This is a genomic window from Jatrophihabitans sp. (genome assembly GCF_046262535.1).
Lineage (GTDB): Bacteria > Actinomycetota > Actinomycetes > Mycobacteriales > Jatrophihabitantaceae > Jatrophihabitans.
Genome location: NZ_JBHEMO010000020.1, coordinates 1 through 12,535 on the forward strand (window position 1 = coordinate 1; position 12,535 = coordinate 12,535).

11 protein-coding genes and 1 pseudogene are annotated in these 12,535 nt (G+C 70.4%); 5 read left to right on the forward strand and 7 right to left on the reverse strand.

All coding sequences use genetic code 11. The features are described 5' to 3' along the window. The 3 genes and pseudogenes from ABR571_RS02655 to ABR571_RS02665 all read right to left on the reverse strand — a co-directional run. Window positions 1-396: pseudogene (locus ABR571_RS02655) on the reverse strand (serine/threonine-protein phosphatase); the annotation flags it as partial. A gap of 104 nt (window positions 397-500) precedes the next feature. Further along, window positions 501-1,235 carry a GAF domain-containing protein gene (locus tag ABR571_RS02660; RefSeq protein ID WP_409451640.1) on the reverse strand — a complete coding sequence of 245 codons (735 nt, stop codon included), beginning with the start codon at window positions 1,233-1,235 and terminating at the stop codon, window positions 501-503. A 113-nt stretch (window positions 1,236-1,348) separates the two neighbouring features. Further along, on the reverse strand, window positions 1,349-2,485 hold the full coding sequence (locus ABR571_RS02665) for an ANTAR domain-containing protein (protein ID WP_409451641.1): 1,137 nt from the start codon (window positions 2,483-2,485) through the stop codon (window positions 1,349-1,351). A 221-nt stretch (window positions 2,486-2,706) separates the two neighbouring features. Between ABR571_RS02665 and ABR571_RS02670 the strand changes: the two genes are divergently transcribed. After that, window positions 2,707-3,516: a GAF and ANTAR domain-containing protein gene (locus ABR571_RS02670; protein ID WP_409451642.1), complete on the forward strand. Its 810-nt coding sequence runs from the start codon at window positions 2,707-2,709 to the stop codon at window positions 3,514-3,516. 133 nt (window positions 3,517-3,649) lie between these two features. Here ABR571_RS02670 and ABR571_RS02675 read toward each other — a convergent pair whose 3' ends face one another. From ABR571_RS02675 to ABR571_RS02685, 3 genes are all read right to left on the reverse strand, one after another. After that, the gene (locus ABR571_RS02675) at window positions 3,650-4,861 is read right to left on the reverse strand and encodes an MFS transporter (protein WP_409451643.1); all 1,212 of its coding nucleotides are present in this window, start codon (window positions 4,859-4,861) and stop codon (window positions 3,650-3,652) included. Beyond that, window positions 4,834-6,000, reverse strand: coding sequence for an ROK family transcriptional regulator (locus tag ABR571_RS02680; protein WP_409451644.1), 1,167 nt, complete (start codon window positions 5,998-6,000; stop codon window positions 4,834-4,836). Before ABR571_RS02680 ends, ABR571_RS02675 begins: the two co-directional genes overlap by 28 nt. A 102-nt stretch (window positions 6,001-6,102) precedes the next feature. Beyond that, window positions 6,103-6,942 carry an SDR family oxidoreductase gene (locus ABR571_RS02685; protein ID WP_409451645.1) on the reverse strand — a complete coding sequence of 280 codons (840 nt, stop codon included), beginning with the start codon at window positions 6,940-6,942 and terminating at the stop codon, window positions 6,103-6,105. A 159-nt stretch (window positions 6,943-7,101) separates the two neighbouring features. On the opposite strand from ABR571_RS02685, the gene ABR571_RS02690 reads away from it, so the two are divergent. Beyond that, on the forward strand, window positions 7,102-7,770 hold the full coding sequence (locus ABR571_RS02690) for a phosphatase PAP2 family protein (protein ID WP_409451646.1): 669 nt from the start codon (window positions 7,102-7,104) through the stop codon (window positions 7,768-7,770). On the opposite strand, the gene ABR571_RS02695 is transcribed toward ABR571_RS02690, so the two are convergent. Continuing rightward, complete coding sequence (locus ABR571_RS02695; protein ID WP_409451647.1) at window positions 7,749-9,278, reverse strand: AMP-binding protein; 1,530 nt, start codon at window positions 9,276-9,278, stop codon at window positions 7,749-7,751. The genes ABR571_RS02690 and ABR571_RS02695 overlap by 22 nt on opposite strands. 140 nt (window positions 9,279-9,418) lie before the next feature. Here ABR571_RS02695 and ABR571_RS02700 point away from each other — a divergent pair, with 140 nt between their 5' ends. From ABR571_RS02700 to ABR571_RS02710, 3 genes are read left to right on the forward strand one after another with little or no spacing between them, the layout of a single operon-like run. Further along, window positions 9,419-10,642, forward strand: coding sequence for an MFS transporter (locus ABR571_RS02700; RefSeq protein ID WP_409451648.1), 1,224 nt, complete (start codon window positions 9,419-9,421; stop codon window positions 10,640-10,642). 32 nt (window positions 10,643-10,674) lie between these two features. Continuing rightward, on the forward strand, window positions 10,675-11,880 hold the full coding sequence (locus tag ABR571_RS02705; protein WP_409451649.1) for an ATP-binding protein: 1,206 nt from the start codon (window positions 10,675-10,677) through the stop codon (window positions 11,878-11,880). After that, on the forward strand, window positions 11,877-12,524 hold the full coding sequence (locus ABR571_RS02710) for a response regulator (RefSeq protein ID WP_409451650.1): 648 nt from the start codon (window positions 11,877-11,879) through the stop codon (window positions 12,522-12,524). The genes ABR571_RS02705 and ABR571_RS02710 overlap by 4 nt, the downstream gene beginning before the upstream one ends. Window positions 12,525-12,535: the final 11 nt, after the last annotated feature.

Sequence of the window (12,535 nt, forward strand, 5' to 3'; positions counted from 1 at the left end):
TGTGACCGAGATGAGGGTGCGTTGGTCGTCGTCAGCCAGATACATGGTGATGTCGACGCCCAATGCGCGCCCAGCTCGCGCGGCCAGGTCGGGCAGGTTCTCCGACGGAGAGTTGCGGGCGCTTTCGAGCAGCTCTATGACGGCGGTGAACGGGCCGCTGATCGGTAACGGTTCATGGACGCTGTGGGCATACGGGACCCGGTGCGGCCAGCTGATCTCGTCCAAGCGTTCGTTGAGTGCGATGGCCAGCATGTCGCGCTCGATCGCGGCCAGGGGCATCAGGTTCTCGAGGTAGGCCTCCAGCTCCAGCTGGCCGGCCGTCCCTCCGAGGGCGAAGTAGCGCAGCCACAGCTCGTCCTGGGTGAGATTGGCCTGTACGAGTGCCTGGCGCACCATGCCGAGCTGGTGTTCGGATTGCCTGCGTGGCTCGTCCGCGGGCGCAGCGCGCGGGTTTGTGCCGGCGCGGCCCGGCTCAGGCTGATCTGCGGTGCCATCGGGCATCACCGCGGTCGCCGCTCACGCAGAGCGCTCCGGACGGTTGTCTCAGCCGTGTCGCGCAAGGTGGTGTTGCGTTGCGCGGCCAGGCGGGCGAGCGTGGTGAGGGCGGTTCCTTCGTCGGCGCCGTCGCGGCTCATCAGAACCCCCTTGGCCATGGCGATGACCTCGCGGGCGCGCAGCGCGGATTTGAGGTCGTCGCTGAGGCTGCGGGCGGCCTCGATCGACTGCATGTTGGCGACCAGGATGGCGGCCTGAGCGGCGAACATCGACAGCACGAATTCGTCGCGGGCGTCGAAGGCACCGGCGGTGTCGCTGTAGACCTTGATGGCGCCGAGCAGGTTCTCCCCCGCGACGAGCGGCGCGCTGAGGACGGCCCGCATGCCCAGCGGTACGACTTGGACGGTCCAGTGCGGCCACCGCTGCTCCGTAGCGGTGTCGTCCACCCGCACGACCGACTGTTCTCGCCAGGCAGTCAGGCAGGGGCCTTCGTCGAGTTCGTACTGAAGCGCATCGGCTTCCTTGACGATCGGATCTGTTCCGGCGGCGGTCGTCCTGTGGCCGGCCGGGTCGACCAAAGTGATGCCGGCGCCCATCGAGTGGGGCAGCGTCTCTCGGGCGAGCGAGGTGACGAGCCGCAACGCTGTGCCGACGGTCTCCTGCGAAAGAAGCAACCCGGACATGCGCGCGAAAACGGTCCCTAGTTCGTCGGCGACTGGCAGAGGCTTCGGTTCGGGCATGACCGCGTCCTTTCCGTCCGGCAACTGTCGTGTGTGGACCCCGTCCTCGGCGGGACTTCTTCGGGCGGCTCGCATGTCATGCCGACGGGCGGCGTGGGCGGCCGATGAGTCGGTTAGGGGGCGGGGGCCCGGGATGTGCCGGTGCGGGTTGGAAGGTCGAGCGAGCCGGTCAGGCACACCTCGTCGGCAACCTCGCGCAATTTGCGGCGGCTGCGTTGACTGGCTATCCGCAGCAGGTCGAACGCCTGTGTATCGGCGATCTTGTGCACCGTCATGAGAATGCCGATAGCCGCGCCGATGCGACGGCTGCTCTGTAGCGCGACGTCGAGGTTATCGGCTTTCGCCGCTGCAGCGCCGGCCCGAACTTCGGCCTGCTGCCAGGCCACGGTGCGCACCGCCAGGTCAATCAGGGCGCCGATGAGGAGGTGGTCCGCGGTGGTCGGACCGCGGTGATCCCACGCGAAGGTGGCGACCCCGTTGATCGGCGCCGGTTCGGCGCCGTCACGAGCGTTGCGGCCCTCGGCGTCCTCGTTGCCGCCGGCGCACGTGAACGCCAGCCGGGCCGGCGGTTCCGCGGCGACGGCCGCGGCGGCTCCGGCGGGGCCGTCGGGTGGGTAGGCGATGCGGTACTCGGAGTGACCGTCGGTGAGGTCGATGACAACGCGGTCGCACACAGCTGGGACGCATTGGGTGGCGAGTCCGGCGAACACGGCGGCGGGTTCCGCCGAGGCCACCAGCCTGACCCGTTCAGGGCCGAGGACCGGGTCGGCGTCGCCGGAGGTGCGGTCCGGGACGGCGCTCATCTGCCCTCGCGTGGACGTCGCGATTACTGCCTCGGGAGTGGATCGGTGGGCGGTCATCGGTGCGCCTTCGTTTCTGGTCGCGGGCTTCAGGCCGAGTGTTGCGTCGAGCTGGCACAGGGCGCTGAGGCGGCGTAGCTGGTGAGAAGGGTGGTGGATCCGCATGTGAACGCCGACTCCGGCGAGGGCGTTGCTCAGTGAAAGGAGTGCGGACAAGCCGCTGGCGTCGATGAATCGGAGATCTGCGGCCTCGATGACGACCTCAGCCAGAGACGCGCCGGTGCAGCGGGCGGTGAGTTCGGTGGCCGTCTGCTCGAGCAGGTTCTGGGTGCTGAGGTCGAGTTCGCCGGACAGCGTCAGCGTGGCGCCGGAGACCAGAATGTCGAGTTGCTGTCGGCCGCAGGCCGCAGGCGCGGTGGACAGCAGCGGCGATTGTCGGGCTTGAGTCACGGTTACCTGCCCTAGGGCTCAGGTCACCGGGTTTCCCGACGAAGAGGGGCGGATGCCCGCGTGGCTCGCGCGTGGAACGGGAGCGGCGCTTCGGGAGGCTGTTGTCCAGCACCCCCACCCTGTCACATTCCGGACCTGCCGTCGAGAGCAACCGGCGCGGCGGGCGCCGGCCAGTGTTCATATGCGACAACCTTTCCGCCGGCTGCGATACTGGGCGCATCATGACCGCATTTGACGGGCAGGCCGGACGCGCCACGGCGAGCGACCCCGACTTGCCCCAGGTACAGATTGATTCCGACGACCGCGACCTCGCTACGGCGCTGGCCGAGCTCAGTCAGATGGTCTCTGATGTCGACGACATCGAAGATGTGCTGGTCCAGATCGCCGCTTTCGCTCTTGTCGCCATCCCCGGCGCCGACGGGGCGGGGGTGACGCTGGTTCGGTCGGGCGAACGCGCGCCCGCCGGGCTGGCCTGGTCGGTCACCTCCGATCTCGTAGGGGAGATCGAACATCTGCAGTACGAAGTGTGCGGGGAAGGTCCCTGCCTGACCGCGATGCGGACGGCGCGGAGCTTGACGAGCGGGTCGCTGGGAAGCGACGCTCGATGGCCGCGTCTGGGCGGCCGCGTGGCCCGCCTCTCGGTGCACTCGGCGCTTGCGGTGCCCCTGACGGTGGGCGGCATCGTCGTCGGCGCGATCAACATCTATGCCCACGAGCGGGACGCGTTCACCGAGCACGCCGTCACTCTCGCCGACCAGTTCGCCGGGCCCGCCGCCATATCGGTGTACAACACTGGCCGGCTGCGTACTGCCCAGGACCACGCCGTACATCTGCAGACCGCGCTGGGTAGCCGGAGCGTGATCGATCAAGCGATCGGGATTGTCAGAAGCCGCTCCGGGGGCAGCGAGCAGGAAGCCTTCGATCGGCTGCGCCAAGCCAGCCGGGCGGAGAAGAAGAAGCTGGCCCTGATCGCGCAGCAACTGGTCGACGAGGCCGTTCGCCGCGCCAACGCCCGACACAGCCAGACCTGAGCGACGAGGGACGCTCACCGTCCCGGCATCACCGGCTCGCCGCGCGGTCTAACCGACCTGTCCGTGCCAAACCACGCCATAGCGTGGGGAAGCGCGGACAACTTTCGCGGCGGCGGAGGGCGTCGACGACCGCTCACCCTCGAGCCGCAGCCCCGCGACGTTGTGCGCGTCCACGCCGGGTGGTCACGGCCGCGAGCAACGTCAGCGCGGGCAGGACCAGCAGTCCCAGACGCAGGCCGCCGGCTTGCGCCAACGCTCCGGCGGCCAGCGGGCCGATGATCTGCCCCACTCCGGCGATGGTGAGGATCTGGCCCAGCGCTTGATCGGCCGTACGGTTGCTCGCCGCGACGTGCACCGCGGACGCCAGCGGGAACGTGCCGCCGATGCCGATCCCCGTGATGGTGAGGCCCACCGCCGCGATCGCGACGCTGGACGCGATGAGCAGCACCGGCAACCCGAGCGCGGCGATGAGCAGGAAGAGGCGCAACTCGCCCCTGACGCTGAGCAGCCGCGCCAGCCGGCTCGCCGCCACGCGCCCGACGAGGTTGGCCGCGTACAGCACGCTCACCATCGTCACCGCGGTGCCCCGCGCGACGCCGACGTCGTCGTGCAGGTAGGTGGCCGCCCAGAAGCTGAGCGTGAATTCCAGGCCGACGAGCGCGAAGATCGTCGCCAGTGTCCGGCGCGGAGCCGCCTGTCCGTCGGCGGCATCCGTTCGGTCCGAGGCCGGCCGGGCCTCCGGGATCTGAGTGGCGAGGACGGCGACCACGGCCGCGATCACGCCGGCGAACGCGATCACGGACGAGAACCGCCATCCGACCGCGGCGGCCGCGCAGGCAGCGACGACGGCCGGTGTCGCGATGCCGGCCAGGCTGACCGCGACCTCGCCCTCGCTCATCGCCATCGCGCGGTGCACGTGGTGCAGGTCGGCCAAGAGCGCCCACACGCGGATGAGCGCCGTCGTGCCGAATGCGCTGACCAGCATTGCGGCCCCGAGCGTCACCGGCAGAAAGTGGCCGTAGGTGAGCAGAACCCCGGCCGCGCCGGCGGCGGTCAGACCTAGCGCAATCGTCGGACGCCGTGGTGCCGACGACCGGCTGGCCAGCACGCCGGCCGTCATCCCGCCGACCGCGAACGCGGCCTGGTGCAGTGCGGCGACGACGTAGGAGATCCCCTCGGTCTGTCGCAGGTACGGCAGGATCGGCCCGAGCATCGCGTTCAGCACGCCGAAGGCGAACAGCGCACCGAACGCCACCCAGGTGGCGGCGTCGCGGCGGTACGCCGGCTCCGCCCGCTCCCGGACCGGCTCGCGGCCCGTCACGCCGTTGCCCGTTTCGCGGCCCACTCGGCCAGCATGGCGGCGTCCACGACCCGGTCGAGGACGGACAGCCCGGCTCCGACGAGCGGCGCGTCGTCGCCCGAGCGAGCCTCGACGATGCGCGGCCCAGGGTGCCGGTGCACGTCCATGAGCCCGGAGCGGACGGCGTCGTCGAAGCCGTCCGGGACAGCGGCCCGTAGCTCGAAGGCCAGGCCGCCGAGCGTGACCAGGTCCGGGTCGAGCGCGTTAACCAGCCCGGCCGTGCCGCGGCCCAGACTCGTGGCGAGTTCCTGCCGGACGCCGCGGGCGGCCTCGGACGGGCACTCGTCGGTGAAGAGGCGGTGCAGCTGGGTGCGCGGGTCCGGCCGAAGGCGCAAGCCCGTGCGCCGGGCGATGTGCGGAGGATCGAAGGGGATCGTCCAACATCCGCGCGCTCCGCACGGGCAGGTCTCGTCGTAGGGCCCGAGCGGCAGGTGACCGAATTCGCCGTGGACCCCGCGGGCGCTGGCCACCGGGCGTCCGTCGATGACGAGCGCGCCGCCGATGCCGATCTCGACAACCAGATGCAGAAGGCTGCGCGGTTGCGGTGTGTGCAACCTGGCTTCGGCGACCGCCGCCATCGTCGCGTCATTGGCGACGACGAGCGGCAGCTCCGGGATCGAGAGGCGACCGAGATCGAGATCGCGCCAGCCCAGCATCGTCACGTTCGCGAACCGGTCCTCGACCGTGGGCCCGGGTACGGCCACGCCGACGCCGATGAGGCGGTCACCGACGCGACGGGCCGCGCTGCGCAGCCGGGACCGGATCCGGGCGACCACCGCGCCAGGTTGCGTGCCGTCGTGCGATTCCACGGCGAGGACGTTCACCTCGCCGTCGAGAGCGCAGGTGCCGAGGCGCCAATCGCCGTGCCGCAGGTCGACGACGAGGGCGAGCGGGCCGGAGGGATGCGCATGGACCGTTGTGGTCGGCCGTCCGCGGCCGCCGGTCGGTGCCGGCCGCTCGCAGATCAGGCCCGCGCGGGCCACTCGCTTGACCAGGTCGGACGTCGGCCCGCTCTCGAGACCGAGACGTCGTCCCAGTTGTGGCCGCGTGACGACAGCCTGTTGGCGCAGCAGTGCCAGGGCGTCGGCGGCCGACCGCCAGTGCCGGGCCTGGAGCGAGGTCATGACCGGGAAGAATACTCGCTCAACGAGTAAATATGCTGGTCGCCAGACAAGTTGTCCGCGCTTCCCCACGTCATGGCGTGGCGAAGCGCGGACAAGTCGCAATCAGAGGATGGGATTGCCGCCCGTCACGGCGATGCGGGCGCCGGAGATGTAGCTCCCCTCGTCCGAGGCCAGCAACACGTAAACCGGTGCGAGTTCGACCGGCTGCGCGGCCCGACCGAGCGGCACGTCCTTGCCGAACTCCGCCACCTTCTCCGGCGGCATGGTGGCCGGGATCAGCGGCGTCCACACCGGTCCGGGCGCCACGCTGTTGGCCCGGATGCCCTTCTCGCCCAACATCTGGGCCAGGCTGGCGCAGAAGTTGGCGATCGCCGCCTTGGTGGCGGCGTACGGCGCGAGCGTCGGCGACGGCATGTCGGAGTTCACCGAGGAGCTGCCGATGATCGACCCGCCCGACGGCATGTGCGGCACGGCCGCCTTGCAGAGGTGAAACATCGCCCCGATGTTCGTCCGGAACGTGTAGTCCCACTCGTCGTCCGGGATCTCGTCGAGGGACTCGTGGGTCATCTGGAACGCGGCGTTGTTGACGAGGACGTCGATCTTGCCGAACTCGTCCACGGCGCGGCTGATCATGTCGCGGCACACCGCGGGGTCGGATACGTCGCCGCGGAAGAGGACCGCCTTGCGTCCCGCCTCCTCGACGTAGCCCGCTGTCTCCTTGGCGTCGTCGTCCTCGTCGAGGTAGGCGATCAGGACGTCGGCGCCCTCACGCGCGTAGGCGATGGCGACGGCCCGCCCGATGCCACTGTCGGCGCCGGTGATCACGGCCGACTTCCCGGCCAACCGGCCCGTGCCGCGGTAGGTCTCTTCGCCGCAGTCCGGCTTGGGTGACATCTCGTCCTGGTCGCCGGGGACGGGTTGCTGCTGCGCAGGCTGGCCCATGTTTTCTCCATTCAGTGGCGGACGCGCGGGCTCGACGCCGCTCGTTGCGCACCGACCCGGGTGGCCGACAGACGTCACGCCGCCGACCAGATCTGTCGCAGGCCGTCGTCGCGCCCGGACTCCTGCTTGTCGCACAGCGCCGTCTGGGACGATCAGGCGATGCCCGCGCCGCCGCTCGTCGCCCCGTCGTGGCGACGCGCCTGCATCGGCGTCATCGTCGCCGCGATTGCGGTGGTCGCCGTCGTGGGCGCCGCCGTGCACGGCCGGCAGACGCCGACGGGTTTCGACACCTGGGCCGCGCGGCCGCTCTTCAACCAGATCAGCGAACTCACCGGGGCGCGCCTGCTCAACCTCAGCAGCCCCGCCCTCTCGGTGGGCGGCCTCGCCGTCGTGGCGGCCCTCGCTGCCCTCGTCCGCAATTGGGCCCTCGTCGCCGTGGCCACCGTCGCTCCGACCGTGGCGATCATCGTCACCGAGTTCGTGCTCAAGCCGATCGTGCATCGCAGCATCTCCGACGCCGCGACGGCTTACCCGAGCGGCCACGAGACCGGTCTGGTGTCCCTGCTCGTCGTGCTGCTGCTCGTGCTGTCGCGCGCACCGTTCAGCCGCGCGGTCACTGCGATCGTGGTGACGCTGCTGGGCCTGTGGGCCGCCATCGGGGCGATCGGGTTGGTTCGCGGGCACTACCACTTCCCGACCGACACGATCGGCGGGATGGGCGTCGCAATGGCCTGCGTCCTCAGCGTAGCGCTGGTCATCGACTGGATCTCCGACCGCGTCAGCCGGCCCGACCGGACCGAGGCCGCTCAGTTGACGCGACGCTCGTAACCGGCCCAGAACTCCTCGCGCAGCTTGAACTTCTGCAGCTTGCCCGTGGCGGTCCGCGGCAGCTGGTCGACGAACTCGACCCGTTTCGGGCACTTGTAGCCGGCCAGAAGCTGACGGCAGTGGGCGATGAGGTCCTCCGCCGTGACGTCGCTGCCGTCGGTCAGCACCAGTGCGGTGACCAGCTCGCCCCACTTCTCGTCCGGGATCCCGATGACCGCCACCTCGCGCACGGCGTCGTGGGACATCAGCACGTCCTCGACCTCGATCGACGACACGTTCTCGCCGCCGGAGATGATCACGTCCTTCTTCCGGTCCGAGATGACGAGGTAGCCGTCCTCGTCGAGATGCCCGCCGTCGCCGGTGTGGAACCAGTTGCCGCGCTGTGCCTCTTCGGTGGCGTCGGGCTGCTGCCAGTAGCCGTCGAGGTTGTGGTTGGACGCGGTCAGCACCTCGCCGTCGGCGTCGACCTCGACCCGGACGCCCAGGGCGGGCACTCCGGCCCGGCCGAGGTTGCGGGCCCGCTCGTGCGTCGAGAGCTCGTCCCACTCCGCGCGCTGCCGGTTGATCGTCACGAGCGGAGACGTCTCGGTCAGCCCGTAGATCTGGATGAACTCCCAGCCCAGCTCGTCGAGGACGCGCTCGATCGTGCGGGTCGGCGGGGGAGCGCCGGCCCCGATGATGCGGACCCGGTCGCGACCGGGGATGTCGCCGTCCCACCCGGCCGCAGCGTCGAGCGTGGCCGAGATGACGGCCGGCGCCGCGCACATGACCGTCACCCCGTGCCGCTGGACCCGGCGGAGGATCTCTGTGCCGTCGACCTTGCGCAACACGACGTGCTTCGCACCGACGCCGGTCATGCCGAACGGCATGCCCCACCCGTTGGCGTGGAACATCGGCAGCGTGTGCAAGTAGACGTCGCGGTCACTGATCGTCGTGTGCAGACCGAACACGGTGGCGTTGAGCCAGTTGTTGCGGTGCGTGAGTTGGACGCCCTTGGGCCGGGCGGTCGTCCCAGACGTGTAGTTGATCGTGGCCGTGGCGTTCTCATCCGGGGCCACCCAGGCCTTCGGCTCGGCATCGGGCAGGTAGAGGTCGTCGTCATTGCCGAGCAGGAACTTGTGCTCGACGTCGAGCCTGTCGAGCACGTCCTTCTGCTCGGGATCGCAATAGACGACCTGCGCACCGGAGTGCCCGACGATGTATTCGATCTCCGCGCGGCTGAGGCGGAAGTTGATGGGCACGAGCACCCGCCCGTACCCGCAAACACCGAAGAACGACGCCAACAGGCGAGCGGAGTTCTGCGACACGAATGCGACCCGGCCGCCCTCCGGCACTCCGAGCTGGTCGAGCTTGGCCGCTTGCGCGCGCGCGTTGGCGGCGAACTGTCGGTAGGTGAGTTGACCGAGGCCGGGGGCGGGCTGATCCGGCTCGTCGACGACGGCGACCCGGTCGGGGTAGACCTGTTCGGCGCGGTCGAGGAAGTCCCGGACGGTCAGCGGATAGAACACGACGGCCTCCCGAGGCTCAAGCGGTCTGGTTGATTACACCCAGATCGCGCGGACGGCGCCACACCCGATCGGATGGGGGTACCGGACCGGGCGGACAACTGACACCCTGGCTGGCGGCGACACGATCGACGAGGAGGCCGATGACGCCTCCCGCACACGAGCCAGTTGGCGCCATGGCGGCGCCGCCGGCGCGGACCGCACCGCTGTGGTGGGCGGCGGTCGTGTTGCTGTTCGGCGCCGCGTTCGGGACAAACGTGGCCACACCGCTGCTGCCGCTCTACCGCCAGGCGCTGCACCTCACGCCGACCGACGTCAACGCAATCTTCGGCGTGTACGCCCTCGGTCTGGCGCCGTCGTTGCTGCTGAGCGGCCCGGCCTCGGACCGCTACGGACGCCTGCGCATCCTGGTCCCGGCGACTGTGCTCACCGGCGCGGCCTCGCTGTTCTTCGTGCCCGGGGCCCACGCGACCGCGTTGCTGTATGTGGCCCGCTTCGTGCAGGGCCTGGCCTCCGGCGCGGCCTTCAGCGTCGGCAGCGCGTGGCTGCAGGACATCGTGGGACCGGCACGAGCACCGGCAGCAGCGCGCCGCGCGTCGCTCGCGCTGAACGCCGGGTTCTGCCTCGGTCCGCTTACCGCCGGGCTGCTCGCCGAGTACGGCCCGGCGCCGCTGACGTTGCCCTTCGTCGTCCACGCGGTACTCATCGCCGCGGTTCTGCTGCTCAGCGCGGCGATCGGCCGGAAGGACGCCTGGACGGCCGACCGGCCCCGATCTCCTGGAGCCGGCCTCCTTCCGCGTCCACACCTCGGGCCGGCCGCCCGACGCCTGTTCCGGCGCACCCTGATCCCGACCGCCATCTGCGTGTACGCCTTCCCCTCCGTTGCCGTGACGGTGCTGCCTCTGCTGCTCCCGCATCGCGGGCATGTCGTGGCGTTCACCGGTGTCCTGGCCGCCGTAGCCCTCGGAGCGGGCGCGGTCGTCCAGCCGTTCGCGCACCGCTTCGGCCGGCTGCGCGGCGCCATCGGCGCCGGGCTCGGCGCCGCCGGCTACGGCTTCGGCGTACTGGCTTCGGCGGACGCGTCGGCGCCGGTCGTCTTCGTCGGCGGCGCGCTGTTGGGGGCCGGTGGCGGCCTTTGTCTCAATGCCGGACTGACGCTCGTCCACGACCTGTCGACGCCAGCAACCCGGGGCGCCTGCAACGGGCTCTTCTACACGTGGGCCTACGTCGGCTTCGCCGCGCCGTTGCTCACGACAGCGTTCGTGCGAACCGCTGATCTCGGCCGCCCGCTGGTCGGGTTGACCGTCCTCACCGCACTTGCCGCCGCATGGTTGTCGGCACAGGTACGACTCTCCATTCGGCGGTAGCTCGCCGGTGTGGCCTGTGCCACAGTTGGGCCGTGGCGTCAGGGCAGAGCGGGACCGATCAGGCGTTGGCCCACGTCGAGACGCTCGATCACCTGCTCGACGAACGGGCCGACATCGTCGCCCTTCTCGACCGGACGTCTCTGCTGCGGGAGACCTCGCACTGCATTCGCCAGAACACCGGCCTCGACCTCGGCTACGCGGCGGCCCTGGAGTGCCCCGATCTGCTCGTGATCCGCGGCTGGGCCGGCGCGACGGGGGCGGCCTTGCGCAACCTCGAGGTGCCCCGTGGGTGCGGGCTCGGCGGGAAGTCCTTCGCCCTGGCCCGCCCTGTATGGGTGCCCGACTACTGCAGCGCGGCCAACATCACTCACGAGTTCGACGCCGTCATCCGGTCCGAGGGCATCGGCGCGATGATGGCCGTCCCGCTCGTCCATCGCGAGCAGATCGTCGGCGTCGCCTATGCAGCGCAGCGCGGCCCGGCCTCGCTCGGTGACGTTGTGATCAGGCAACTCGAGCGGGTGACCGAGCCCGTCGGCAGCGCATTGCACCTGGCCCGGCAGGCCGGCGAACAGACAACGGCCGCTCTCGCCGCCGAACGCCAGCGCATTGCGATCGCGCTGCACGACTCGGTGGGGGCACTGCTTTTCGGCATCGGCGCCGAGGTTCGCGACCTGCAGGCCGATACGGACGTTCCGCCGCAACTCGTGGCCAAGCTCCGTGCGGTCGAGGCGAGGGTCGCCGAGACTGCCGCGGTGTTCCGGCAGTCCCTGGCCGTGCTTGACGAGGTGACGCCCGACCAGTCCCTGGCGGCCACGCTGCGCGGCGACTGCGAGGCGTTCACGCGGCGCACCGGCGTGGTCGCCCGCTGCGTCGCGTTGACCGACCTCCCGGCTCTCGACCCGAGCCGCTGCAGCACGGTCGTCGCCGTCGTCCGCGAAGCGCTGGTCAACGTCGAGAAGCACGCGCACGCAACGTCCGTGGTCGTCAGCCTGGTGACCGCCGGTGACGGCCTGGCCGTCGCCGTCGCGGACGACGGACTCGGTTGGCCCGACGCCGCTGTGGCCGGCGCCGAATCGGCAAGCGAACTGGGCGCGCGGCACACCGGCTCGGCCGCCTCGTCGAGCGGCATGGGTGTCAAGGCCTCCTACGACCGCGTTGCGCGGATCGGCGGCGCGCTGTCGATCGTCGGCAACGAGGACGGCGGCCTGACTGTTCGAGCCTGGGTGCCCAGCCCGTGAGCGCGTCAGCCGCGGTGGCATCCCTGGTGCGCGTCCTCGTGGTCGACGATCACCCGGTGGTGACGCATGGCGTCACGTTGCTCTTGAAGGGCGTGCCCGACATCGAGTTGGTCGGCTCGGCCCGCAACGGCCGGGAGGGGCTGGAGAGCGTCGAGCGGCTCAGTCCGGACGTCGTCCTGCTCGATCTGCGGTTGCCGGACATGCTGGCCACCGAGGTGATCCGGCGACTGCGGTCGATGCGCCCGCAGAGCCGCGTGCTGCTGTTCACCGCATATCCCGATCACGCTGCCCTGCCGGCCGCGCTCGAAGAGGGCGTGGCCGGTTGTCTGCTCAAGGACGTCTCGACGACCGACCTGGCCAGCGCGATCCGCCGCGCGCATCAGGGGCTGACGGTGATGGATCACCGACTCGAGGCAGATTCCGGCGACCAGCGCCACGATGCCCTGTCCCGCACCGGCCTGACCCGGCGCGAGTACGAGGTGCTCAGGCTCGTCGCCGCAGGCCAGACGAATCCGGAGATCGCCGAGGAACTGGGCCTCACACGCAACACCGTCAAGACCTATCTGCAGAGCACGATGAACAAGCTGGGTGCACGCAACCGTGTCGAGGCCATCGGGAAGGCGAGCGAGGCCCGCCTCTTGTGAGGGGTCGATTC

Bases quoted from the DNA above. Each gene is read 5' to 3' on its own strand.
- ABR571_RS02660 (WP_409451640.1), bottom strand. From the start codon at position 1,235: ATGCCCGAACCGAAGCCTCTGCCAGTCGCCGACGAACTAGGGACCGTT.
- ABR571_RS02670 (WP_409451642.1), top strand. From the start codon at position 2,707: ATGACCGCATTTGACGGGCAGGCCGGACGCGCCACGGCGAGCGACCCC.
- ABR571_RS02680 (WP_409451644.1), bottom strand. From the start codon at position 6,000: ATGACCTCGCTCCAGGCCCGGCACTGGCGGTCGGCCGCCGACGCCCTG.
- ABR571_RS02685 (WP_409451645.1), bottom strand. From the start codon at position 6,942: ATGGGCCAGCCTGCGCAGCAGCAACCCGTCCCCGGCGACCAGGACGAG.
- ABR571_RS02690 (WP_409451646.1), top strand. From the start codon at position 7,102: ATGCCCGCGCCGCCGCTCGTCGCCCCGTCGTGGCGACGCGCCTGCATC.
- ABR571_RS02700 (WP_409451648.1), top strand. From the start codon at position 9,419: ATGACGCCTCCCGCACACGAGCCAGTTGGCGCCATGGCGGCGCCGCCG.